At 65.2% G+C, this 21485-nt stretch carries 25 protein-coding genes and 1 pseudogene; 14 read left to right on the top strand and 12 right to left on the bottom strand.

From position 1 onward, the window contains the following. Positions 1-12 precede the first annotated feature (12 nt). From ACK5L9_RS02420 to ACK5L9_RS02380, 9 genes are all read right to left on the bottom strand, one after another. A complete protein-coding gene (locus ACK5L9_RS02420; RefSeq protein WP_416909852.1) occupies positions 13-1512 on the bottom strand; it encodes a CoA-acylating methylmalonate-semialdehyde dehydrogenase in 1500 nt (499 codons plus the stop codon). 94 nt (positions 1513-1606) lie between these two features. Then, complete coding sequence (gene pqqE / locus ACK5L9_RS02415) at positions 1607-2698, bottom strand: pyrroloquinoline quinone biosynthesis protein PqqE (RefSeq protein ID WP_416909851.1); 1092 nt, start codon at positions 2696-2698, stop codon at positions 1607-1609. After that, positions 2695-2928, bottom strand: coding sequence for a pyrroloquinoline quinone biosynthesis peptide chaperone PqqD (gene pqqD, locus ACK5L9_RS02410; protein ID WP_416909907.1), 234 nt, complete (start codon positions 2926-2928; stop codon positions 2695-2697). The genes pqqE and pqqD overlap by 4 nt, the downstream gene beginning before the upstream one ends. Before the next feature lie 53 nt (positions 2929-2981). Beyond that, positions 2982-3749, bottom strand: a complete 768-nt coding sequence (gene pqqC, locus ACK5L9_RS02405) for a pyrroloquinoline-quinone synthase PqqC (protein WP_416909850.1) — start codon at positions 3747-3749, stop codon at positions 2982-2984. Next, positions 3746-4633, bottom strand: coding sequence for a pyrroloquinoline quinone biosynthesis protein PqqB (gene pqqB / locus ACK5L9_RS02400; RefSeq protein WP_416909849.1), 888 nt, complete (start codon positions 4631-4633; stop codon positions 3746-3748). The genes pqqC and pqqB overlap by 4 nt, the downstream gene beginning before the upstream one ends. Before the next feature lie 18 nt (positions 4634-4651). Continuing rightward, positions 4652-4753, bottom strand: a complete 102-nt coding sequence (pqqA, locus tag ACK5L9_RS02395) for a pyrroloquinoline quinone precursor peptide PqqA (RefSeq protein WP_416909848.1) — start codon at positions 4751-4753, stop codon at positions 4652-4654. Positions 4754-5065: 312 nt separating this feature from the next. Next, complete coding sequence (locus tag ACK5L9_RS02390; RefSeq protein WP_416909847.1) at positions 5066-6340, bottom strand: class II D-tagatose-bisphosphate aldolase non-catalytic subunit; 1275 nt, start codon at positions 6338-6340, stop codon at positions 5066-5068. Continuing rightward, positions 6337-7287: an ROK family protein gene (locus ACK5L9_RS02385; protein ID WP_416909846.1), complete on the bottom strand. Its 951-nt coding sequence runs from the start codon at positions 7285-7287 to the stop codon at positions 6337-6339. Before ACK5L9_RS02385 ends, ACK5L9_RS02390 begins: the two co-directional genes overlap by 4 nt. After that, complete coding sequence (locus ACK5L9_RS02380; RefSeq protein WP_416909845.1) at positions 7268-8350, bottom strand: SIS domain-containing protein; 1083 nt, start codon at positions 8348-8350, stop codon at positions 7268-7270. Before ACK5L9_RS02380 ends, ACK5L9_RS02385 begins: the two co-directional genes overlap by 20 nt. A 221-nt stretch (positions 8351-8571) precedes the next feature. Here ACK5L9_RS02380 and hisD point away from each other — a divergent pair, with 221 nt between their 5' ends. The 4 genes and pseudogenes from hisD to ACK5L9_RS02360 all read left to right on the top strand — a co-directional run bounded on the left by hisD (position 8572) and on the right by ACK5L9_RS02360 (position 11086). Beyond that, on the top strand, positions 8572-9894 hold the full coding sequence (gene hisD / locus ACK5L9_RS02375; RefSeq protein WP_416909844.1) for a histidinol dehydrogenase: 1323 nt from the start codon (positions 8572-8574) through the stop codon (positions 9892-9894). Then, a complete protein-coding gene (locus ACK5L9_RS02370; RefSeq protein ID WP_416909843.1) occupies positions 9881-10141 on the top strand; it encodes a SemiSWEET family sugar transporter in 261 nt (86 codons plus the stop codon). Before hisD ends, ACK5L9_RS02370 begins: the two co-directional genes overlap by 14 nt. Next, positions 10138-10617: pseudogene (locus ACK5L9_RS02365) on the top strand (UPF0262 family protein). Before ACK5L9_RS02370 ends, ACK5L9_RS02365 begins: the two are co-directional and overlap by 4 nt. A gap of 4 nt (positions 10618-10621) precedes the next feature. After that, a complete protein-coding gene (locus ACK5L9_RS02360) occupies positions 10622-11086 on the top strand; it encodes a low molecular weight phosphatase family protein (protein WP_416909842.1) in 465 nt (154 codons plus the stop codon). On the opposite strand, the gene ACK5L9_RS02355 is transcribed toward ACK5L9_RS02360, so the two are convergent. Then, positions 11083-11313, bottom strand: coding sequence for a DUF1127 domain-containing protein (locus ACK5L9_RS02355; protein WP_416909841.1), 231 nt, complete (start codon positions 11311-11313; stop codon positions 11083-11085). The genes ACK5L9_RS02360 and ACK5L9_RS02355 overlap by 4 nt on opposite strands. A 141-nt stretch (positions 11314-11454) precedes the next feature. Between ACK5L9_RS02355 and ACK5L9_RS02350 the strand changes: the two genes are divergently transcribed. Further along, positions 11455-12324 carry a LysR family transcriptional regulator gene (locus ACK5L9_RS02350; protein ID WP_416909840.1) on the top strand — a complete coding sequence of 290 codons (870 nt, stop codon included), beginning with the start codon at positions 11455-11457 and terminating at the stop codon, positions 12322-12324. Between the two features lie 3 nt (positions 12325-12327). On the opposite strand, the gene edd is transcribed toward ACK5L9_RS02350, so the two are convergent. Together edd and mazG are read right to left on the bottom strand one after the other, a co-directional pair. Beyond that, the gene (gene edd / locus ACK5L9_RS02345; protein WP_416909839.1) at positions 12328-14130 is read right to left on the bottom strand and encodes a phosphogluconate dehydratase; all 1803 of its coding nucleotides are present in this window, start codon (positions 14128-14130) and stop codon (positions 12328-12330) included. A 75-nt stretch (positions 14131-14205) separates the two neighbouring features. After that, positions 14206-15027, bottom strand: coding sequence for a nucleoside triphosphate pyrophosphohydrolase (gene mazG, locus ACK5L9_RS02340; RefSeq protein WP_416909838.1), 822 nt, complete (start codon positions 15025-15027; stop codon positions 14206-14208). A gap of 208 nt (positions 15028-15235) precedes the next feature. On the opposite strand from mazG, the gene yajC reads away from it, so the two are divergent. From yajC to ACK5L9_RS02295, 9 genes are all read left to right on the top strand, one after another. Next, complete coding sequence (yajC, locus tag ACK5L9_RS02335; protein WP_416909837.1) at positions 15236-15562, top strand: preprotein translocase subunit YajC; 327 nt, start codon at positions 15236-15238, stop codon at positions 15560-15562. A 14-nt stretch (positions 15563-15576) separates the two neighbouring features. Next, positions 15577-17241 (top strand): protein translocase subunit SecD, encoded by a 1665-nt coding sequence (gene secD / locus ACK5L9_RS02330; protein ID WP_416909836.1) that lies wholly within the window; start codon positions 15577-15579, stop codon positions 17239-17241. Position 17242: 1 nt separating this feature from the next. Further along, positions 17243-18217 (top strand): protein translocase subunit SecF, encoded by a 975-nt coding sequence (gene secF / locus ACK5L9_RS02325; RefSeq protein ID WP_416909835.1) that lies wholly within the window; start codon positions 17243-17245, stop codon positions 18215-18217. Further along, entirely contained in the window at positions 18217-18573 is a 357-nt protein-coding gene (locus tag ACK5L9_RS02320; RefSeq protein WP_416909833.1) for an Mth938-like domain-containing protein, read from the top strand. Before secF ends, ACK5L9_RS02320 begins: the two co-directional genes overlap by 1 nt. Further along, positions 18570-19205, top strand: coding sequence for a heme ABC exporter ATP-binding protein CcmA (gene ccmA, locus ACK5L9_RS02315; RefSeq protein ID WP_416909832.1), 636 nt, complete (start codon positions 18570-18572; stop codon positions 19203-19205). Before ACK5L9_RS02320 ends, ccmA begins: the two co-directional genes overlap by 4 nt. 166 nt (positions 19206-19371) lie before the next feature. Further along, complete coding sequence (gene ccmB / locus ACK5L9_RS02310; RefSeq protein WP_416909831.1) at positions 19372-20028, top strand: heme exporter protein CcmB; 657 nt, start codon at positions 19372-19374, stop codon at positions 20026-20028. A gap of 41 nt (positions 20029-20069) precedes the next feature. Beyond that, entirely contained in the window at positions 20070-20795 is a 726-nt protein-coding gene (gene ccmC / locus ACK5L9_RS02305; protein WP_416909830.1) for a heme ABC transporter permease CcmC, read from the top strand. Further along, positions 20792-20935 (top strand): heme exporter protein CcmD, encoded by a 144-nt coding sequence (gene ccmD, locus ACK5L9_RS02300; RefSeq protein ID WP_416909829.1) that lies wholly within the window; start codon positions 20792-20794, stop codon positions 20933-20935. Before ccmC ends, ccmD begins: the two co-directional genes overlap by 4 nt. Then, positions 20928-21470, top strand: a complete 543-nt coding sequence (locus ACK5L9_RS02295; protein ID WP_416909828.1) for a DsbE family thiol:disulfide interchange protein — start codon at positions 20928-20930, stop codon at positions 21468-21470. Before ccmD ends, ACK5L9_RS02295 begins: the two co-directional genes overlap by 8 nt. Positions 21471-21485 lie beyond the last annotated feature (15 nt).

The raw sequence follows: 21485 nt of genomic DNA, 5'->3' as shown, positions 1-21485 counted from the left end.
GGGCCGTTGGTATCAGTCCATTGCGCGGAAACTGAACTCTCCGCCTTCCTTGATCCCCGAGGGCCAGCGCGCCGTGACCGTCTTGGTGCGGGTGTAGAAGCGAAAGGCATCAGGGCCGTGCTGGTTGAGGTCGCCGAAGCCCGACTTCTTCCATCCGCCGAAAGTGTGATAGGCCAGAGGCACGGGGATGGGAACGTTGATGCCGACCATGCCGATATTGATGCGGCTGGCGAAATCGCGGGCGGTGTCTCCATCGCGGGTAAAGATCGCGGTGCCGTTGCCATATTCGTGGTCAAGCGCCAGCCCGATCGCCTCTTCATAGGTTTTCGCGCGGATGGTGGACAGGACGGGGCCGAAAATCTCGGTCTTGTAGATTTCCATGTCGGGGGTCACGCGGTCGAACAGATGCGGGCCGACGAAAAAGCCGTTCTCATAGCCTTGCAGCTTGAAATCGCGGCCATCGACGACCAGTTCCGCCCCCTGATCTATGCCGGATTGAACCAGCCGCAGGATATTTTCACGCGCGGCGCGGGTCACGACGGGGCCGTAATCGACATCGTTGCCCGCCGTCCACGGCCCGACTTTCAGCTTTTCGATCCGGGGCACCAGCCGTTCGATCAGCGCATCGGCGGTCTTGTCACCCACTGGCACCGCAACCGAGATCGCCATGCAGCGTTCGCCCGCCGCGCCGTAACCCGCGCCGACCAGCGCATCGGCCGCCTGATCCAGATCGGCATCCGGCATGATGATCATGTGGTTCTTGGCACCGCCAAAGCACTGCGCGCGCTTGCCCGTTGCCGCCGCGCGTTCATAGATATATTGCGCGATGGGGGTCGAGCCGACGAAACCCACGGCCTGAATGACCGGGTTGTCCAGAATCGCATCGACGCTTTCCTTGTCGCCATTGATCACCTGCAACACGCCATCGGGCAGCCCCGCCTCTTGCAGCAGCGCGGCCAGCATCAGCGGAACCGAGGGGTCACGCTCGGACGGTTTCAGGATCATCGCATTGCCCGCCGAAAGGGCGGGGCCCATTTTCCACAGCGGGATCATCGCCGGAAAGTTGAACGGCGTGATCCCGGCGACGACCCCAAGCGGCTGGCGCATGGAATACATGTCGATGCCAGGACCGGCGCTGTCGGTGAATTCGCCTTTCAGCAGATGGGGCGCGCCGATACAAAATTCGATCACCTCAAGCCCGCGCTGCACATCGCCTTTGGCGTCGGGGAAGGTCTTGCCATGTTCCGATGACAACGCCTCGGCCAGCTTGTCCATGTCGCGGTTCAGCAGATCGACGAATTTCATCATCACCCGCGCGCGGCGCTGCGGGTTTGTTGCGCCCCATTCCCGTTGCGCCTCGGCGGCGCTGGCGACGGCGGCGTCCAGTTCGGCCTTGGTGGCCAGCGACAGCCTTGCTTGAACCTCGCCCGTGGCAGGGTTGTAGACATCCGAGAACCGCCCCGAGCGGCCCTTGTATTCCTTGCCATCGACCCAGTGATGAATCTCTTTCATCGCATCCTCCTTTGCGTGGTTGAGCCAAGCATAGCCTTGCGAAAATGCCGTCAAAAGGGGAAAATCGGCAAAGATGATTTGCAAAAATGCCAAGTCAGGTGGTCTGCCCTGCCGCGCGGCGATAACGGAACGGCGCGTCGCCTTTCGCCGTTTCAGCCAGCAATTCCAGCACGGCCCCATGATGCGGCGATTTGTGGCAGACCGGATCGGTCGCCCCCGCATCGCCCGCCAGCGCCAGCGCCTGACAGCGGCAGCCGCCGAAATCCACATCCCGGCGGTCGCAGCCCTGACAGGGCTCGGGCAGCCAGTCGGTGCCGCGATAGGCGTTGAAGGCTGCGCTGTCATGCCAGATCTCGGTCAGGGACCGGTCGCGCAGGTTGTCAAAATGTAGATGCGGGATGGTCTGCGCGGCGTGGCAGGGCAGTACGGTGCCATCGGGCGTCACGTTCAGCCCGCTGCTGCCCCAGCCCCCCATGCAGGCCTTGGGATAGTCCGAGTAATAGTCTGGCGGCACGAAATCAAAGGCCATCACGCCGCGCAGCCGTCCCTGTTCGCGGGCGACAATGGCTTTGGCGGCCTCGGTCTGCGCCCGCGTCGGCAAAAGCTGCGCGCGGTTCAGCGCCGCCCAGCCATGGAACTGCACGCAGGCAACCTCCAGCCGCCGCGCCCCCATTTCCAGCGCGATGGCGATGGTCGCCTCCAGATCGTCCAGATTGTGCCGGTGCATGACGGCGTTCAGGGTCAGCGGGATGCCGCGCGCGCCGATTTCGGCGGCCAGCCGCATCTTGCGGTCAAAGCCGCCCCTGTAGCCGCCGATCCGGTCGGCCAGCACGGCATTCGTCCCTTGCAGCGAAAGCTGGATATGGTCCAGTCCGGCGGTCTCCAGCGCGTCCAGCCGGGCAGGCGTCAGGCCGATGCCACTGGTGATCAGGTTGGTGTAAAGCCCGGCCTCATGCGCCGCGCCGGTCAAATCGGCCAGATCGGCGCGGGATGCGGGCTCGCCCCCCGACAGATGCAGTTGCAGCACGCCCAGAGCGGCGGCCTGCCGGAAGGCGTCGGCCCATGTCGTCGTGTCCAGGTCCGCCTCGCGGCCCTGCAACTCCCCCGGGTTCGAGCAATAGGGGCAGGCCAGCGGACAGCGATGGGTCAGTTCGGCCAGCATCGCGATGGGGGGCGGCGCGGTCATTTGCTGACCGTGACAAAGACGCGGGCGCGCAGCGTCGTCAGGAAACGCTGCACGTCCTGTTCGATCCGGTCACGCGGTGCGGCATAGGTAGCGGCCAGATCGTCCACGATCCCGGCAAAGCTTGTGCGGCCATCCACCCGCGACAGGATCGCCTCGCCGATGGCATCCAGCGCGATGACCTTTTCCGGGGCCAGCAGAACCTTGCCGCCGCGCACCCGGTCGTCAGCCATGCGCACCCCGCGCGGCAGGCAGGGACGGTCATCGGGCGTAAGCGACAGATCCGTCACGCCAGCCCCCCGTCGGGATGCCCCTCACCGGGACGCCATGCGCCGGGCGGAATGCGCGCCGGTTCGACATAGGCCGCCCAGATCGCGTCAAGCTGTGCCCACAGCACTTCGGTCTTGAAGATCAACGCCTGACAGGCGGCATCGGCCTTGTCGGGTGTATCGGCATGATCCAGTACCCAGGCCAGACCGTATTGCACGTCCTTCGGGGCCTCGTTCAGGCGGGTGCTGAAATAGGACAGGCTGTCGGCATTGGCGAAATCGTAATGTTGCAGCAGCCCCTCGATCCGGCGTTCATGGATCGCGGGCGCGAAAAGTTCGGTCAGGGACGAGGCCACCGCCTGCAACAGCGGCATGTCCCGCACGTAACGGATATAGGCATCGACGGCAAAGCGCGTCGCGGGCAGGACGCCCCGGCCCGAGGCGACATAATCCGGGTCAAGCCCCACCGCCTCGGCCAGTCGCAGCCAGCGGCGCAGACCCCCGCCTTCGGTGATGCCGCCATCGTGATCCTCGATCCGGCTGCGCCAGGCGCGGCGCATCTGCGGATCGTCGCAGCGCGACAGGAAGGCCGCGTCCTTCATCGGGATTGCCGCCTGATAGGCCCAACGGTTGATAACCCATGCCCGCACCTCGTCGGGCGTGCAGCGCCCCTCGTGCAGGCGGTGGTGAAAGGGGTGTTTGTCGTGGTAACGCTCTGCCCCGATGGCACGCAGCCGCGCCTCCAGTTCGGATTTCGTCACGGCCCTGCGGTCATGCGCGGTCATATCGCGACCTCCATGCCGTCAAAGGCGATTTGCCAGCCCTGCGCCTGCGCCAAAGCGCGCTCGGGGCTGTCGGGTCGCCAGACGGGGTTGGTGTTGTTGATGTGAACGAATGTCTTGCCTGCCCGCAGCCCGGCCAGCCGCGAGATTGATCCATCCGGTCCGCTGATCGGTACATGACCCATGCGCCTGCCGGTTTTCGCGCCCAGACCGGCGCGGATCATCTCGTCATCGCTCCACAGGGTGCCGTCGAAAAACAGGTGATCCACATCGCCAAGCTGCGCGATCAGGCCGTCGGTCACATCCGCGCAGCCGGGGATATAGCAGGCGGTCTTTGCGCCGTCGCTCAGGCGTACACCGACGGTTTGTTCGCCCATCAGATCGGTGCGCACCGGACCCTCTTCCATGAACAGAGGGATCTTTCCGGGAACGGCGAAAATCTCGGCCATCAGACCCGGCAGGATCGGGAAAGGGCTGCCCATCGCAATATGCCGGCGGCTGACCTTGCCGGGAGACAACGCATCGAACACCCGGTTCGCCGCCAGCAGCGCAAGAATCTCGCCTGTGGCATGAATCACGAAGGGTGTCTGCTCGCGCAGTGACAACAGGCCCGCGATATGGTCGATATCGCCATTTGTCAGCAGGACCGACGCCAGAGGCGTATCGCGTGGTCCCCGAGGGTGCATCTGCGGGCAATGCTGCATCTGCGACCGGATGTCGGGCGAGGCGTTCAACACCGCCCAGTCGCGCCCGTCCAGCGACACGGCCAGCGAAGATTGCGTCGCAGGCGCTATCCGGCCCGCGCGGGCATCCACGCAATTGCGGCATCCGCAATTCCACTGCGGCAAACCTCCGCCTGCCGCAGCGCCCAGCACCAGAAACCGCATGGTCTGCCCGGCGGCGGATCAGAACAGATCGTCGTCGCGACGCTCGTCTTCGGCCGGGGCGTACATGTTGATCTCCATGCCGCAGTTCACTTCTTCAAGCTTCGGGGCAGTCCAGGTCATCGGTTGTCCTCCGTCAACAGATTGTTGGTTCCGGTACGTTAGCACCCAAGGGAGGTGATGCAACTACGCCATTGGTAGCGGTCGGGTTTGGTAAAGTCTGGGCGGTGCAGGCGTAGCGGATGATGTTTTCATGCGCAGTGTCTTTGGAATGGCGTCAAGGTCCTGCCACCGACCACCTGCGCCGACGGGCACTGTGGTCTGCCCCAGCGCGGCAAGCGGGGGGTCCGGGGGGCGCAGCGCCCCCGGCCACCGCGGGACGCAAATTCGCGGCGGTGCCGTTACACCATGGCTGGCTGGTCAGGCGCGGTCCCGTTACCGGGCCACCAGATAGGGAGCCAGCGCCTGCTGGATCTGCGCCCGGATCAGTGCCTTGGCCCATTGCATGCCCTTTGCTTCAAGTGCTTCGGCGCGGGTGATCACTTGCGGCGCGAAATACTGCTCGCGCAGGGGCAGGGGGGCGGGGCTGGTCAGCGCGGCCAGCAGCGACCCGACCGCCTGCTGCGCCCGCGCCTCGGGCCAGTAGTACCGGATCCGGTCGGCATAGCCGAAATGGCGTTGCAGGCGCAGGCTGGCCTCGTCGCCGTGATAGTGTTTTTGCCAATGGGCCGGCTTGGCCTGCATCAGCGACTCCATCACGCGGCTCAGTTCCATTCCGTCGCGGGTGGAATCCAGCCGGGCCGACAGGTGGTCCAGCGCATAGAGCGCCTGACGATAGGCGAAGGTCAGTGCCGGGCCGACCTTGAGCACCGCGAAATGCCGCCGGGCCAGTTCGGGAAAGACCTCGTCATGCTGGTAATCGGTCGAATGCGCCTCGAATGCGATGCCGGTCGTGCCTTCCAGCGCGGCGGACAGGTGGTCGGGCGCGGTCATGTCGAAGCGGTCCACATGGGTAGGCGCAAATTCCAGCCCCGGCTGCACGACCAGCCCGACGACGCGGTCCCAGGCTGCCGACAGGTCCAGTTCCGCGAATGCGGCCCTGTGGCGGGCCAGCGTATGCGCGGCGCGGTCGGGGCGCGTGGGGATGATGGCCTGACCTTCTTCCTCGATCCGGGCACCGCCGGGGGGCGGCACCTCGGTACCGACGACATAGCACAACGCCGAGGGGTCGGGGGCGTGCGCCTCGCACACCGCTGCAAGGGCGGCGGCGCGGATGGCGCTGGTGTCGTCATCCACCTGCGCGGCTTCGCCCGCGCAGCCCTCTGAGCAATCCAGATGGATTTTGGTGAAACCCGCCTCGACATAGGCGCGCATCAGATCGGCGGCCTTTGCCATCGCTGCATCGGCGGGTTCGGCCCGCCAGACCTGCGGCCCCAGATGATCGCCTCCGAATGCGACCAGCGTCGGATCGACGCCCAGATCGCGCGCCATGTCGCGGACCCAGGCGATGAAATCGGCGGGTGTCATACCGGTATAGCCGCCGAACTGGTTGACCTGATTGCTGGTCGCCTCGACCAGGATCGGCTGCTGATGCTGCTGCGCCAGCAGCAGCGAGGCGGCCAGCACATCCGGCTGGGCCGAGCAGACCGAGGCCAGCGCGACAGCGGTTCCGGCGCGGTTTTGCGCCACTGTATGGGCAGTGATATTCATCGGGTCCGGTCCTTGTCGGAGTGAAGCGCCAGGATCGCGGCCCCTCGGGTGCCGCTGCTGTCGCCGAAACGGGGGGTCAGAATGGCGGGTTGGCGCAGGGATGGCAACGCTGCGCGGGTCAGCCCCCCGGCAAGGCGCGGTGCAAGCCCGCCGATCCGCGACAGCCCACCGCCCAGAACGATGCAGTCGGGGTCGATATGCAACTGGATCGTATGCAGCAGTTCGGCCGCCAGTTCGGTCCAGATTTGCAGCACGCGGGCATTGCCGGGATCGTCGGGGGTTGCCGCGATCTCGGGCGCAGAGCGGTCGATGCCCAGAATGGCGCGGGCAAGCTGCGCCATGCCTGTGCCCGAAATGAGGGTTTCGGTGCAGCCGGTGCGCCCGCAGCCGCAAGGCAGCAGCGGCAGGCCGTGACGCTGGATCAGATGCGCGGGCAGGCCGTAATGGCCGATTTCGCCCGGCAGTCCGTTATGGCCCAGAACCAGCCGCCCGTCCTGACACAGGCCGCCCCCCAGCCCGGTGCCAAGGATCAGGCCGAAAACGCGGCCATATCCCTGACCCGCACCACCATTGGCCTCGGACAGGGCAAAGCACTTGCAGTCATTCGCGGTGACGATATGGCCCCCGGCCCGCGCCGCCAGATCATGCGCCAGCCGCTGCCCGTTGGCGGGCAGGTTCGCGGTGACGGCCACGCCGGTCTGCGCATCGACCAGCCCCGGCATGCCGATGCCCACCGGCAGATCGTCCCGGCCCGAGGCCGAACGCAGCCCCTCGACCTCTTGCACGAGGGCGTCCAGCAGCGCCTCGTAGGATGCGCGCGGGGTCGGGCGGCGGCGTGCCGTCAGCGGGGTGGCATCCGGGCCGAACAGCGCGGCCTCGATCTTGGTGCCGCCCAGGTCGATCCCTGCCGAGATCGCGCCATGCGGATCAGGAATACAGCCGGACATTCGCCACCACCCGCGTCAGGTTGCGTCCGAAGAACGGGTCGTCCACGTTCAGATCCAGCGATTTGGACCAGGCGACGGCAAGGCGCTGCGCCACCAGCACGGCGATGGGCGTGTTCCAGACATCGTCCAGTCCGGTCCCGAACGGTATATCCGGTGCGTCGGTGTCCGGCATGGCGCGGCCCATCGTCGTGACGCTGACCGCCGGGAATTGCGCGCGGATCTCGGTGGCGATGTCCTGATCGTATTTGCGGGTCAGCGGATCGGCGGACAGCAGGATATACACCGCCGTCCGGTCGTCGATCACCGCCTTGGGACCATGGCGGAACCCAAGCGTGCTGTCCCATGATGTCGTGACCCTGCCCGCCGTCAGTTCCAGCACCTTCAGCGCCGATTCCCGCGCCGAGCCAAGAAACGGCCCCGCGCCCAGAAAGACCACGCGTTCGGGCCGGGCGGGCGCAAGCGGCAGGGCCAGCAACGTGCGGGCGGCAGCGGCCAGTTGTGCGCCGCGCGCCGCCAGATCGCCGGTCGGGCAATCGTCATCCAGACAGGCCAGCGCCGTCAGCAGCATCGTCGTATAGCTGGAGGTCATGGCAAAGCCGGAATCGTGGCAGGCATCTGGCAGGGTGATCACCCGCTGCGCGCCGCCATTGGCAGGCTCGCGCGTGGCCAGCGCGCTGGTGGCGTTGCAGGTGATGTTCAGCCTCGCTGCGCCGGGGGCCAGCCGGTCAAGAATATCCAGCGTGCCGATGCTTTCAGAGCTGTTGCCGCTGCGTCCGAAAGACACGACCAGCGGGCGCAACCCATCGCGGACGTAATCCTGCGGACGCGCAACCAGATCGGTGGTCGGAATGGCGCGCACCCTGTGGCCCGTGCGGCCAAGGGCTACAGCCAGCGAATCGCCGATAAAGGCCGAAGTACCGGCCCCGCAAAGCCAGATCTCGTCGGGCGCAATCGTCGCGATCCAGCCCCGGACATCCTGCGCGATTCCGGGCAATTCCTGCGACCAGCTTTCCCAGATGCCGGGTTGCGACGCGATTTCCCTGTCAGTTGCGGTTGATGTCATGCTGCGGGCCCTTCGTTTTGTGCCGGTCCGGCCGCCCGCCGGACAGAATCACGGTTATGTTAGCGCCGTGAATCGCGCGTGCGGCGACGCTTGGCAAGTTCTCGTCTGTATCGGCGAGGTAGTTTTAAGGACAGATCGCGCGTCAGGCCCTTTGCAAGTCCGGTGCGAACTTGAGGCTGCGGCGGCTTGCCGCTAACAAGACGCGGAAGCAGAGGAAATCCATGCCGGTCACACTGAACACGTCAGATTCCGATTTCAACGCGCGTTTTGCCGACATGCTGTCGGCCAAACGCGAGGATGCCAGCGATGTGAACGATGTCGTCGCGCGGATCATCGCCGATGTCCGGGCCGGGGGCGATGCCGTTCTGTGCGATCTGACGGCGCGGTTCGACCGGCTGGAACTGACACCGGACCGGCTGCGCTTTTCCCCGGACGTGATCGCCGCCGAAACCGCGCGGATCTCGGCCATGGATCGCGAGGCGCTGACCCTGGCGGCGGACCGTATCCGCGCCTATCACACCCGGCAGATGCCCTTGGATGAAAGCTGGACCGATGCGCAGGGCGCGATGTTGGGCTGGCGCTGGACGCCGGTTTCGGCAGCGGGTCTGTATGTGCCGGGCGGGCAGGCGGCCTATCCGTCATCGGTGCTGATGAACGCCATTCCGGCGCGGGTCGCCGGGGTCGGGCGACTGGTCATCTGTGTGCCGACGCCGGGCGGGGTGGTCAATCCGCTGGTGCTGCTGGCGGCGCAGCTAGCCGGGGTGGACGAGATTTATCGCATCGGTGGCGCGCAGGCGATCGCGGCGATGGCCTATGGTACCGCCACGATAACGGCGGTGGACAAGATCACCGGGCCGGGCAACGCCTATGTCGCGGCGGCCAAGCGGCAGGTATTCGGCAGGGTCGGCATCGACATGATCGCCGGTCCCTCCGAGGTTCTGGTCATCGCCGAGGGGGCGCAGAATCCCGACTGGCTGGCCTGGGATCTGCTGGCGCAGGCCGAACATGACGCCGATGCGCAGTCGATCCTGATCACCACCGATCCCGCGCTGGGGCATGCGGTCGCGGGGGCGGTGGACCGCATCCTGCCGACCTTGCCGCGTGCGGAAATCGCCGGGGCAAGCTGGCGCGACTATGGCACGATCATCATCGCCCGCGATCTGGACGAGGCCGCCGCCCTGTCGAACCGCATCGCCCCCGAACATCTGGAACTGTGCGTCGATGACCCCGAGGCGCTGGCCGCGAAATGCGTCCATGCCGGGGCGATCTTTCTGGGCGCCTATACGCCCGAGGCGGTGGGTGATTATGTCAGCGGGCCGAATCACGTCCTGCCCACGGCCCGGTCAGCGCGGTTTTCGTCAGGACTGTCGGTGATGGATTTCCTCAAGCGCACGACCATCGCGCGGATGACCCCCGGCGCGCTGGCGTCGATCGGCCCGGCTGCGATGCGGCTGGCCGCGTCCGAGGGGTTGCAGGCGCATGGTGCCTCGGTCGGGGCGCGGCTGGCGGCGCTGAACGACGGGGGCGCGCATGGCCCTGACTGACGTCATCGGCTTTCTGGCCGCGATTCTGGGGACGTTGTGCTGGCTGCCGCAACTGGCCAAGACGCTGCGCAGCCGCGAGGTCCGCGACCTGTCGCTTGGCACCAATCTGCTGCTGCTGTTCACGCTGCTGCTGTGGCTGGTATATGGCTTGCTTCTGGGTGAATGGCCGATGATTCTGGCCAATATCCTGTCAATTTTCTGTATCGGCACCATTGTGGTGGCCAAACTGATCTGGGACCGCCAATGAGCCATCTGACCCGTATCGAGATCGACGATTCCGCCATCCCTCCGGCCACTCCGGAAATGGAGCAGGAACGCCGCGTGGCGATTTTTGACCTGATCGAGGATACCAGCTTTGCCGTGCCTGGCAGCGACGGACAGCCCGCGCCCGATGTCCACTATGCGCTGGATCTTGCGATCCGCGAGGTGCGGCTGGTCTTTGAAGTAACCACCTAACCGGGCGAGAAGGTGGACGATTTTCACCTGTCCCTTGGTACGTTCCTGCAGGTGGTGAAGGATTATTTCCAGATCTTCGAAAGCTATTTCGACGCGGTCAAGAAACTGCCCCCAGCCCAGATCGAGGCCATCGACATGGCGCGGCGGGGCATCCACAACGAAGGCGCGCGCACCTTGCAGGAAAGGCTGGAAGGCAAGGCCGATCTGGACATCGACACCGCGCGACGCCTGTTCACCCTGATCTGCGCCCTTCTTCCGCAGGGATGACGGCATGACGCAGGGCAAGTTCCCTCATGCGGTGCTGTTTTGCTGCGACCATAACGCCGTCCGCTCGCCCATGGCCGAGGGGATGATGAAGAAATTCTATGGCCATTCCGCCTATGTGCAATCGGCGGGGGTCAGGAACGATATGGAGATCGACGGCTTTGCCGTGGCTGTCTGCGATGAAATCGGCGTGGCGCTGTCCGATCATCGCAGCCGCAGCTTCGAGGAAATGCAGGATTGGGGCGACGATCTGGGCGGGTTCGACCTGATCGTCGCGCTGTCCCCCGCCAGTCAGCGTCTGGCGCTGGAAATGACCCGCGTTTACCATCTGGATGTGGAATACTGGCCGATCATGGACCCGACCGGGCTGGCCGAGGCGCGCGAGGCCAAACTGAACCATTACCGTCAGGCCCGCGACCAGATCCGCACCCGCATGATCAGCCGTTTCGGTCCGCCGGTCGAAACGGATTAGTGGCGGCGCCAGTTCGGCGGCACGTCCCACATCCTGCGCGACAGTTCTTCCTCGACCTCGTCGCGGGTCAGGCCGATGTCGTGCAACTGTTCGTCGGTCAGCCGGGACAGGTCGATGCGGGTCTTGCGCAGGTCGAACATGGTCAGGATGCGTTCCATCCAGCCGGGCCGGGGCACAAGGCCCTGACCGGTCAGGATGCGCAGCATGGCGGTTGATTTGGCGGTCATCGTTCAATTTCCCTGATAGGTCGTATCATCAATCTGGATGAATAATTCTTTCCAATTCATCTTTCATATTGATATGATGGCGGGGCAGGACGCATTCGTAAAATGAATGTTCCTGATCCGATTCATCAGCAGGGGTGAACAATGCGAAATCTGGACATTGCCACGCTGCGATCCCTTCAGGCGGTGGCGGAATATGGCGCGGTGACACGTGCGGCCGAGGCGCTGAACATGACCCAAAGCGCGCTGTCGATGCAGATCAAGCGGCTGGAAGAGGTCTTTGCGCAGCCTCTGCTGGAAAAGCAGGGGCGGGGGATTGTGCTGACCGATTTTGCCCAGCTTCTGCTGACCGAAAGCCGCAAGCTGGTGGCGCAGAACGACGCGATCATCGCGCGCTTTACCGGGGTGCGGCCCGATTGCCGGCTGCGCGTCGGGCTGACGACCGACTGGCCGACCCTGCATTTCACCCGTGCCGTCCGGCGGTTCCGCGAAAATCATCAGAATGTCGAGATGATCCTGACCGACGGCGTCAGCATCGACCTGCGCAAGCAGTTCGAGCGCGATGATCTGGACGTGATCCTGACGACCGAGGCCGATTGCGGCCGCGATGGGATCATGCTGATGCAGATCCCGCTGATCTGGGTGGGGGCGACCGGGGGCACAGCGTGGCATCAGCGCCCGCTGCCGCTGGCAAACGGGCTGTTCTGCGCCTTTCTGAAAATGGGGACCGATGCGCTGGACTGCGCCGGGATCGCGTGGAAACATGTTTTGGGCATTGGTGGATGCGAACGCAACCAGATGCTGACCGCGGCCGATCAGGGCGTCAACATCCTGCTGAAATCCTTTCTGCGCGAGGGGCTGGCCGAGGTTCCGCATGGCGGTGCGCTGCCGCCTTTGCCCCCTGCCTGCCTGAACATGTATCTGACGCGCGGCAAGCTTGGGGCGCTGGCGGGCGAATTCGGGCTGTATCTGCGCCGCGCCGTGCAAGAGGAAACCGAAACGCGCGCGGCCTGATCGTCAGACCACGCAGGCCGCGCCCTCGGTTGCGTCGCAGGCATTGGCGCGGAAAAAGGCGAACATTTCGCGGCCCATACCCTCGCTGCTGGCTGACGGGTCAAATGCGGCGGGCGCGCGCTGTTCGAACCCCTCTGTCAGGCAGTCGATGCTGCCGGTGGTCGCGTCCAGCCGGATCACGTCGCCATCGTGCACCCGCGACAGCGGCCCGCCGACCGAGGCTTCGGGCGAGATATGGATCGCCGCCGGTACCTTGCCCGAGGCCCCCGACATCCGCCCATCCGTCACCAGCGCGACCCGCAACCCGCGATCCTGCAACACGGCGAGGATCGGGGTCAGCGAATGCAGTTCGGGCATGCCATTGGCGCGCGGCCCCTGAAAGCGGACGACGACCACGGTATCCGCCGTGAACTCGCCCGCCCTGAACGCTGCCTTGACCTGTTCCTGATCGGTAAAGACGCGGGCCGGTGCCTCGATCACATGGCGGTCTTCGGCCACGGCGCTGACCTTGATCACGCCGCGCCCCAGGTTGCCCTGCAACTGCTTCAGCCCGCCGGATTTCGCGAAGGGATCATTGGCCGGGCGCAGGATCCGGTCGTTCAGCGACTGTTTCGCGCCCTCTTCCCAGCGGATGCGCGCGCCATCCAGCCGTGGCTCGGCGGTATAGCCCTCCATCCCGGTGCCGTTGATGGTGCGCACATCGCGATGCAGCAGCCCCGCATCCAGCAACTGCCCGATCATATAGCCCAGACCGCCAGCCGCGTGGAAATGGTTCACATCGGCCAGACCATTAGGATAGACCCGCGCCATCAGCGGCACGGTTTCCGAAATGTCGTGGAAATCCTGAATGTCGATCAGTACGCCTGCCGCCCGCGCCATGGCCGGGATATGCATCACAAGATTGGTGGACCCGCCCGTCGCCATCAGCCCGACAATGCCGTTCACAAAGGCTTTTTCGTCCAGCACCTCGCCCGCCGGCAGGTAATCGTTGCCCAGCCGGGTGATCGCCGCCGCGCGTTCCACCCCGGCGACGGTCAGCGCGTCGCGCAGCGGCGTGTTCGGGTTCACAAAGCTGGAGCCGGGCAGGTGCAGGCCCATGAATTCCATCAGCATCTGGTTGCTGTTGGCGGTGCCGTAAAAGGTGCAGGTGCCGGGGCTGTGATAGGATGCCATCTCGGCCGCCATCAGCGCGTCGCGCCCGACCTCGCCCGTGGCGAATTGCTGGCGGATCTTCGATTTCTCGTCATTCGGCAGGCCCGAAGTCATCGGTCCCGCCGGCAGGAAAACGGCAGGAACATGGCCGAATGTGGCCGCGCCGATCACCAGACCGGGCACGATCTTGTCGCAAACGCCCAGATACAGCGCCGCGTCGAAACAGTCATGCGACAGCGACACCCCGGTCGCCAGCGCAATCACATCGCGCGAGAACAGCGAAAGCTCCATCCCGGCGCGGCCCTGCGTCACCCCGTCGCACATGGCGGGCACACCGCCTGCCACCTGCACCGTCGCCCCCGCCGCATGCCCCGCGCGGCGGATCAGGTCGGGATAGCGCTCATAGGGCTGATGCGCCGACAGCATGTCATTATAGGCCGTGACCACCCCGATATTCGGTTTGCGCGCCGCTGCCAGTTCCTGCTTGTCGGGCATGGCGGCATAGGCATGAGCCTGATTGCCGCAGGACAGATGCGCGCGGCGCGGGCCATCATTCGCGGCTTTGGCGATCTTTTTAAGATAAGCGTCGCGCGTCTTGGCCGAGCGTTCGCGGATGCGGTCGGTGACGTGGTCGATGGTGGCATGCAGGGACATGTCGCGGGCTCCGGTGATTTGTCGCGACTATATTCCGTTAGCGATAACATGGCAACTGTCATGCCGCAGTTCCGGTTAACCCGACGCCTTTTCCGCAGCCTTGGCCTGATCCCACAGGCGATCCATCTCGGCCAGGTCGCTGTCCTCGGGGCGGCGGCCATCGGCGGCCAGCGCGGCCTCGATGGCCTGAAAGCGGCGGGTGAATTTCGCGTTGGCGCGGCGCAGGGCCTGTTCGGGGTCGATGTCCAGATGCCGGGCCAGATTGGCCATGACAAAGACCAGATCGCCGAATTCTTCCTCAAGTGCACCGGGACCAAGGCTGTCGCGCGCCTCGACCAGCTCGGCGGTTTCCTCGGCAATCTTGGCCAGCACGTCGCCAGGGCCGGGCCAGTCAAAGCCCACGCGGGCGGCGCGGTTCTGCAACTTGATCGCGCGGGTCAGGGCGGGCAGGCCCATCGCCACCCCGTCCAGCGTGCCACGTTCGGCCTTGCCCGCGCGTTCCCTGGCCTTGATCTCTTCCCAGTCGCGGACCTGCTGGGCGGCGGACTTGTCGCGGCTTTCGTCACCAAAGACATGCGGATGACGAAAGATCAGCTTGTCGGAAATCGCGGCCGCGCAATCGGCGAAGCCGAACATGCCGGCCTCTTGCGCCATTTGCGCATGGAACACGACTTGCAACAGCAGATCGCCCAGTTCGCCGGGCAATTCGTCCCATGCCTCGCGTTCGATGGCATCGGCGACCTCGTGTGCTTCTTCGATGGTATAGGGCGCGATCGAGGCGAAATCCTGTTCGATATCCCAAGGGCAGCCCGTGGCCGGGTCGCGCAGCCGTGCCATGATGTCGATCAGCCGCAGGATTTCGGTCGCGGCATCCTTTTGGGGGCGGGTATCGGCCATGGCTGTCTGTCCTTCGCGTGGGTCCGCTGACGGGACTGCCACAGCGACCGGGTCAAGTCCACCGCGCAGCGCCGCCGCGCTGTCGCGTCCGTGACCGGCGCAGTCCGCGCAGTTTCTTGCCAAGGCCCGCGGCTGCGGATAGGTTGCGCGCCAATTCGAACCCGACCGATCGTTCACTGGCCCGGTCTGACAGCCAAGAGGATATTCCATGTTTGCTACCCCCGCCTATGCTCAGGCCGCCGGTGGCGGCTCTGCCGCCTTTGCCCAGTTCATCCCGCTGATCCTGATTTTCGTGATCATGTATTTCCTGATGATCCGCCCGCAGCAAAAGCGCGTGAAACAGCACCGCGAGATGGTCTCGGCGCTGAAAAAAGGCGATCAGGTGGTCACGCAGGGCGGCCTGATCGGCAAGGTCAGCAGCGTCCGGGACGAGGAACTTGACATCGAGATCGCGTCGGGCGTCAAGGTTCGTGTCGTGCGCGGTACCATCTCGCAGGTGATCACCGTGACCACGCCGGTCGCCGCCAACAAGTGAGGGCTTGACGCCAGATGCTTCAGATCGACCGCTGGAAGCGAATCCTGATCATCGGGATCTGTGTGCTGGGGCTGGCCTATGCCATGCCCAACCTGTTCTATAAGCGGGTCGAGGCGCATAACGACGCCATCGCGTCGATCGAGAGGACCGGCGCCACCACCCCCGAGGCCCAGGCGGCCCGCGCCGGATGGCCGGGCTGGCTGCCAAACGGGCTGATCAATCTGGGTCTGGATCTGCGCGGCGGCGCGCAACTGCTGGCCGAGGTGCAGGTGGCCGAGGTGTACAAGGCGCGCATGGATTCGCTGTGGCCCGAACTGCGCCGCGCGCTGTCGGACGAACGCGCCACGATCGGCCCGATCCGCCGCCTTCAATCGCCCGACGGCACACTGAAGATCGAGATCGGCAATCCCGACCAGATGGCCCGCGCAGTGGAAATCGCGCGCGGCTTTTCCAACCCCGTCGCCACGCTGACCGGTGCCGGACAGTCCAGCCTTGCCATCGCCACCGATCGCGCGGCGCTGACCATCCAGTTGTCGGATGCCGAAAAGGCCGTTACCGATGACCGCACCATTCAGCAAAGCCTTGAGATCATCCGCCGTCGCGTGGATGAGGTCGGCACGCGCGAACCCACGATCATCCGTCAGGGCGAGGACCGGATCCTGATCCAGGTGCCCGGCCTCGGTTCGGCCGAGGAACTGAAGGGGCTGATCGGCACCACCGCCAAGCTGACCTTCAACACTGTGGTCGCAACCGGCGCGAACCCCGATGCCCGCACCGAGGCGGGGCAGGTGGTTCTGCCCGCGACCGACCAGCAGGGCGTCTATTACACCATCGACGAAACGCCGGTCGTCACCGGCGAGGAACTGACCGACGCGCTGCCCTCGACCGACCAGAACGGCATGCCCGCCGTGAGTTTCCGCTTTAACCCCACAGGGGCGCGGAAATTCGGGGCCTATACATCGGCCAATGTCGGCCAGCCCTTTGCCATCGTTCTGGACAATGCGGTGATTTCCGCCCCGGTCATCCGGCAGGCCATCACCACCGGCTCGGGCGAGATTTCCGGCTCGATGGATTTCGCCGAGGCGAACCGGCTGGCCGTGCTGCTGCGCGCGGGTGCGCTGCCTGCCAATCTCAGCTTCCTTGAAGAACGCACCATCGGCCCGGAACTGGGGCAGGACAGCATCGACGCGGGCCGTCTGGCTTCGGTCGTGGGCTTTGTCGCGGTGGTCATGCTGATGGTCATGTCCTATGGTCTGTTCGGCATCTTTGCCTCGCTGGCGCTGACGATCAACATGGGCCTGATCTTTGGCGTGCTGTCGATGATCGGCGCGACGCTGACCCTGCCGGGGATCGCGGGGATCGTTCTGACCATCGGCATGGCGGTCGATGCGAATGTGCTGGTATTCGAACGCATCCGCGAGGAACTGAAGACCGCGCGCGGCCCGGCCCGTGCCATCGAACTGGGCTATGACCGGGCAATGTCGGCCATTGTGGACGCCAATATCACCACGCTGATCATCGCGGCGATCCTGTTCGTGATGGGCTCGGGGCCGGTCAAGGGCTTTGCGGTGACGCTGACCATCGGGATCGTCACATCGGTCTTTACCGCCCTTTACGTGACACGCCTGATGACGGTCATTTGGTTCGAACGCGCCCGCCCGCGCCAGATCGAGGTGTAACATGGCTTTCCGTCTGAAACTTGTCCCCGACAACACTGCAATCGACTTTTTTCGCTGGCAGTTGCTGACCTTCGGGATTTCCTCTCTGCTGGCGGTGTTGTCGGTCGTGGCGCTGTTCATCTTTGGCCTGAATTTCGGCATCGACTTTCGGGGCGGCACCACGATCCGGACCGAGGCGACGCAGGCCGTCGATGTCGGCGCCTACCGTCAGGCGCTGCAACCGCTGAAACTGGGCGATGTCGTCATCTCGCGCGTCAGCGACCCCAGCTTCCGCGCCGATCAGTATGTCGCGCAGGTCCGCATCAGCGCGCAGGACGGCCAGCAATCGGTCACGCCGGAAACCATCGCCGCCGTCGAGGCCGCGCTGAAATCCGTCGATCCCTCGGTTACGTTCCCGTCGGTCGAATCGGTCGGTCCCAAAGTCTCGGGCGAGCTGATCCAGACCGCCGTATATGCGGTTCTGGCTTCGCTGGTGGCGATCTCGATCTATATCTGGCTGCGCTTCGAATGGCAGTTCGCGCTTGGGGCCATGGTCTCGCTTGTCCATGACGTGCTGATCACCATGGGCGTGTTCAGCGTCTTTCAGCTTAAATTCGACCTGACCACCATTGCCGCGCTGCTGACCATCGTGGGCTATTCGATCAACGACACCGTGGTCGTATTTGACCGGTTGCGCGAAAACCTGATGAAATACAAGACGCGGCCCCTGCGCGACCTGATGAACCTCTCGGTGAATGAAACGCTGTCGCGGACGGTCATGACCTCGGGCACGACGCTGGTGGCGCTGATTGCGCTGGTGGTTCTGGGCGGCGACGTGATCCGCGGCTTTGTCTTTGCGATCACCTTCGGGATCCTGATCGGCACCTATTCCTCGGTCTATGTGGCCAAGAACGTGGTGCTGTGGCTGGGGGTCAAGCGCGACTGGTCAAAGAAAAAGGACAATACCTCGCCCTTCTCGGGGGCCGAGGCTCCCTGATGGCGCAGTTGCAGCCAGCGGAATATGCGGGGGGCGTGCCGGTGGATGGCTATGGCCCCGGCTTTTTTCGCGTCGGCGGCAAGGTGTTGGACGGCGCGGTTCTGGTCGATCGCGAGGGTGCGCGGGCATGGGGCGGGCTTCAGGATGACGCCCCGCTGCTGGCGCTGGCTGGCCGGGTCGATGTGCTGTTTCTTGGCATGGGCGAACAGATCGCCCATCCGCCAAAGGCGCTGGTTCAGGCGCTGGAAGCAGCGGGCGTGATGGTCGAGGCGATGGCCTCGCCCACCGCCGCGCGCACCTATAACGTCACCCTGTCCGAGGGGCGCCGCGTCGCCTGCGCGCTGTTGCCGGTATGACCAGCCTGCTGGCCGTCCATGACCTTGCCGTCGCGCGCGGCGGTCTGAGGGCGGTCGAAGGGCTGTCTTTCTCGCTGTCGGCGGGCGAGGCGCTGATTCTGCGCGGCCCCAACGGCATCGGCAAGACGACGCTGCTGCGCACGGTGGCCGGGCTGCAATCGCCGGTCGCGGGCCACATCGACATGGCCGGGGACGCGGTGGCCTATGCCGCCCATGCCGACGGGCTGAAAGCCGCGCTGACCGTGACCGAAAACCTGCGCTTCTGGGCCTCGGTCTTTGGCGGAGGCGCGGTCGGGGCGGCGCTGGTGGCCATGGATTTGCAGGCGCTGGCCGGGCGTCCGGCGGCGGCGCTGTCCGCCGGTCAGAAACGCCGGCTGGGGCTGGCGCGCCTGCTGGTGACGGGCCGACCGCTTTGGGTGCTGGATGAACCGACCGTGTCGCTGGACACGGCTTCGGTCGAACGTTTTGCCGGGGCGGTGCGTCACCATCTGGCGGGGGGCGGGGCGGCCCTGATGGCTACCCATATCGACCTTGGTCTGGACGATGTGGCCCGCGTGCTGGACCTGACCTCGTTCCGGGCCAACCCCACCGCGACCGCGAAGCCCCACAGCTTCAACGAGGCCTTCGCATGACCCGCGCGGCCCCCGCCCGCTGCCCCCGCCCGACGCATGGCGTCGGGCAGCGCCCGGCCATCCGGTTGCGTCAGCCGGGTGCAAAGGGCAGGGCGGGCCACAGGCGCGGCACCGGGCGCTTCCCCTCCGCCGGCAGCGCAGCGCCGGCAATTTCGGCGAGGCGTGCATGCTGGCGCTGCTGACCCGCGATCTGATCCTTGCCACACGGGCGGGCGGCGGTTTCGGCCTTGCCGTGGCCTTTTTCCTGATCCTCTGCGCGCTCGTCCCCTTTGGCGTCGGACCGGAAACCAGTGCGCTCAGGCCCATTGCGCCGGGGATCCTGTGGGTGGGGGCGTTGCTGTCCTGCCTTCTGTCGCTGGACCGCATCTTTGCGCTGGATCACGAGGATGGCAGCCTCGACCTGCTGGCCACTGCGCCGATTCCGCTGGAGGGCGTGGTGGCGGTCAAGGCCCTCGCACATTGGATCACCACCGGTCTGCCGCTGATTGCCGTTGCGCCGCTGTTCGGCGTCCTTCTGCATCTGCCCGGTGCGGCGATGCCCTGGCTGATCGTCTCACTGCTGATCGGCACGCCGGCCCTGTCGATGCTTGGGGCCTTTGGCGCAGCAATCACCGTAGGGTTACGGCGGGGCGGGCTTCTCTTGTCGCTGCTGGTCCTGCCGCTTTATATTCCCACCCTGATCTTCGGGACCGAGATCATCCGCCGCGGGACCGAGGGCGGCAATCCGGCCAGTCCGATCCTGTTTCTGGCCGGAATCACCGCCGGAGTGATTGCTCTGGTACCATTTGCCGCAGCCGCCGCCTTGCGCGTGAACCTGCGATGATGTGACTTGAGCCCGTGCCAAGCCGCCGCTAGGGGAAACACATGTCGATCTGGGAATACGCAAACCCCGTCAAGTTCATGCGCATATCCGGCGCGATCCTGCCCTGGGTGGTGGCGGGGGCTGTGGCCTGTACGCTTGGCGGGCTGGTCTGGGGCTTTCTGACCCCCGAGGACTATAAGCAGGGCTCGACCGTCAAGATCATCTTCCTGCATGTGCCCGCCGCGATGATGGCGATGAATATCTGGATCATGATGCTGGTCGCTTCGCTGATCTGGATCATCCGCCGCCACCATGTCAGTGCGCTGGCCGCCCGTGCCGCCGCCCCTGTCGGCGCGGTGATGACGCTGATCGCGCTGGCCACCGGCGCGATCTGGGGGCAGCCGATGTGGAACACATGGTGGGAATGGGATCCGCGCCTGACCAGCTTTCTGATTCTGTTGCTGTTCTATGTCGGCTACATGGCGCTGTGGTCGGCCATCGACGACCCCGACAGCGCCGCCGACCTGACCGGGGTGCTGTGTCTTGTCGGTTCGGTCTTTGCGCTTTTGTCGCGCTATGCGGTGCTGTTCTGGAACCAGGGCCTGCATCAGGGTGCCAGCCTGTCCGTCGCACCGGGCGAAAGGATGAGTGCGGTCTATCGCTATCCGCTATACCTGTCGATGCTGGGCTTTTTCCTGCTGTTTCTGGCGCTGCTGCTGATCCGCACCCGGACCGAGATCCGCCGCCGCCGTCTGGCCGCGTTGCAGGCAAGGGAGATGCGGGCATGATCGAACTGGGCAAATACGCGGGCACGGTCCTGACCGCCTATGGCATTTCGGCCTTGCTGCTGATCGGCATCGTCTGGCAAAGCATCGCGGCGAATGCCCGCGCCCGCCGCGATCTGGAAGAACAGGAAAAACATGGCTAGAATCACGCCGCTTGTCGCCTTGCCTCCGCTGGTTTTTGCCGCGATGGCGGGACTGTTTCTGTGGGGCATGGGCCGCGACGATCCCAATGCGCTGCCCTCGACCATGATCGGGCGCGAAGCACCGGCACTGCCCGCGACCACGCTGCCCGGCAAGACGCAACTGACCAGCGACCTGCTGCGCCAGCCCGGCGTCAAGCTGGTGAATTTCTGGGCAAGCTGGTGTCCTCCTTGCCGGGCCGAACATCCGACCCTGACGCAATTGTCGCAGCAGTTGCCGGTCTATGGTGTCGATCTGAAGGATACCGACGTCAACGCCATGGGCTTTCTGGGTGAACATGGCGATCCGTTTCATGCGCTGGCCACCGATCCCCGAGGCCGCACCGCGATCGACTGGGGCGTGACCGCGCCACCCGAGACCTTTATCATCGACGGCGAGGGCAGGGTGCTGTACCGCCATGCCGGGCCCCTTGTGCGCGAAGATTATACCAACCGCTTCCTGCCGCAGCTTGAAAAAGCGCTTGCCGGGGCGCAGTAATCCACAAAGCTTGCG

Origin of the sequence: Paracoccus sp. (in: a-proteobacteria), from assembly GCF_047973135.1 — a bacterium.
GTDB lineage: Bacteria > Pseudomonadota > Alphaproteobacteria > Rhodobacterales > Rhodobacteraceae > Paracoccus.
The sequence above is the reverse complement of the archived record's forward strand: the minus strand, read 5'-3'. Positions and strand labels throughout refer to the sequence as shown.

Excerpts from the sequence above, each read along its gene's own strand:
- secF (WP_416909835.1), top strand. The coding sequence starts at position 17,243 with ATGGCTTTCCGTCTGAAACTTGTCCCCGACAACACTGCAATCGACTTT.
- ACK5L9_RS02380 (WP_416909845.1), bottom strand. The coding sequence starts at position 8,350 with ATGACATCAACCGCAACTGACAGGGAAATCGCGTCGCAACCCGGCATC.
- hisD (WP_416909844.1), top strand. The coding sequence starts at position 8,572 with ATGCCGGTCACACTGAACACGTCAGATTCCGATTTCAACGCGCGTTTT.
- ACK5L9_RS02360 (WP_416909842.1), top strand. The coding sequence starts at position 10,622 with ATGACGCAGGGCAAGTTCCCTCATGCGGTGCTGTTTTGCTGCGACCAT.
- ACK5L9_RS02385 (WP_416909846.1), bottom strand. The coding sequence starts at position 7,287 with ATGTCCGGCTGTATTCCTGATCCGCATGGCGCGATCTCGGCAGGGATC.
- pqqD (WP_416909907.1), bottom strand. The coding sequence starts at position 2,928 with ATGGCTGACGACCGGGTGCGCGGCGGCAAGGTTCTGCTGGCCCCGGAA.
- pqqB (WP_416909849.1), bottom strand. The coding sequence starts at position 4,633 with ATGCGGTTTCTGGTGCTGGGCGCTGCGGCAGGCGGAGGTTTGCCGCAG.
- pqqC (WP_416909850.1), bottom strand. The coding sequence starts at position 3,749 with ATGACCGCGCATGACCGCAGGGCCGTGACGAAATCCGAACTGGAGGCG.
- ACK5L9_RS02390 (WP_416909847.1), bottom strand. The coding sequence starts at position 6,340 with ATGAATATCACTGCCCATACAGTGGCGCAAAACCGCGCCGGAACCGCT.
- ccmA (WP_416909832.1), top strand. The coding sequence starts at position 18,570 with ATGACCAGCCTGCTGGCCGTCCATGACCTTGCCGTCGCGCGCGGCGGT.
- yajC (WP_416909837.1), top strand. The coding sequence starts at position 15,236 with ATGTTTGCTACCCCCGCCTATGCTCAGGCCGCCGGTGGCGGCTCTGCC.
- ccmC (WP_416909830.1), top strand. The coding sequence starts at position 20,070 with ATGTCGATCTGGGAATACGCAAACCCCGTCAAGTTCATGCGCATATCC.
- ACK5L9_RS02420 (WP_416909852.1), bottom strand. The coding sequence starts at position 1,512 with ATGAAAGAGATTCATCACTGGGTCGATGGCAAGGAATACAAGGGCCGC.
- pqqE (WP_416909851.1), bottom strand. The coding sequence starts at position 2,698 with ATGACCGCGCCGCCCCCCATCGCGATGCTGGCCGAACTGACCCATCGC.
- ACK5L9_RS02355 (WP_416909841.1), bottom strand. The coding sequence starts at position 11,313 with ATGACCGCCAAATCAACCGCCATGCTGCGCATCCTGACCGGTCAGGGC.
- ACK5L9_RS02320 (WP_416909833.1), top strand. The coding sequence starts at position 18,217 with ATGGCGCAGTTGCAGCCAGCGGAATATGCGGGGGGCGTGCCGGTGGAT.
- ACK5L9_RS02370 (WP_416909843.1), top strand. The coding sequence starts at position 9,881 with ATGGCCCTGACTGACGTCATCGGCTTTCTGGCCGCGATTCTGGGGACG.
- ccmD (WP_416909829.1), top strand. The coding sequence starts at position 20,792 with ATGATCGAACTGGGCAAATACGCGGGCACGGTCCTGACCGCCTATGGC.
- ACK5L9_RS02350 (WP_416909840.1), top strand. The coding sequence starts at position 11,455 with ATGCGAAATCTGGACATTGCCACGCTGCGATCCCTTCAGGCGGTGGCG.
- ccmB (WP_416909831.1), top strand. The coding sequence starts at position 19,372 with ATGCTGGCGCTGCTGACCCGCGATCTGATCCTTGCCACACGGGCGGGC.
- pqqA (WP_416909848.1), bottom strand. The coding sequence starts at position 4,753 with ATGACCTGGACTGCCCCGAAGCTTGAAGAAGTGAACTGCGGCATGGAG.
- ACK5L9_RS02295 (WP_416909828.1), top strand. The coding sequence starts at position 20,928 with ATGGCTAGAATCACGCCGCTTGTCGCCTTGCCTCCGCTGGTTTTTGCC.
- secD (WP_416909836.1), top strand. The coding sequence starts at position 15,577 with ATGCTTCAGATCGACCGCTGGAAGCGAATCCTGATCATCGGGATCTGT.
- mazG (WP_416909838.1), bottom strand. The coding sequence starts at position 15,027 with ATGGCCGATACCCGCCCCCAAAAGGATGCCGCGACCGAAATCCTGCGG.
- edd (WP_416909839.1), bottom strand. The coding sequence starts at position 14,130 with ATGTCCCTGCATGCCACCATCGACCACGTCACCGACCGCATCCGCGAA.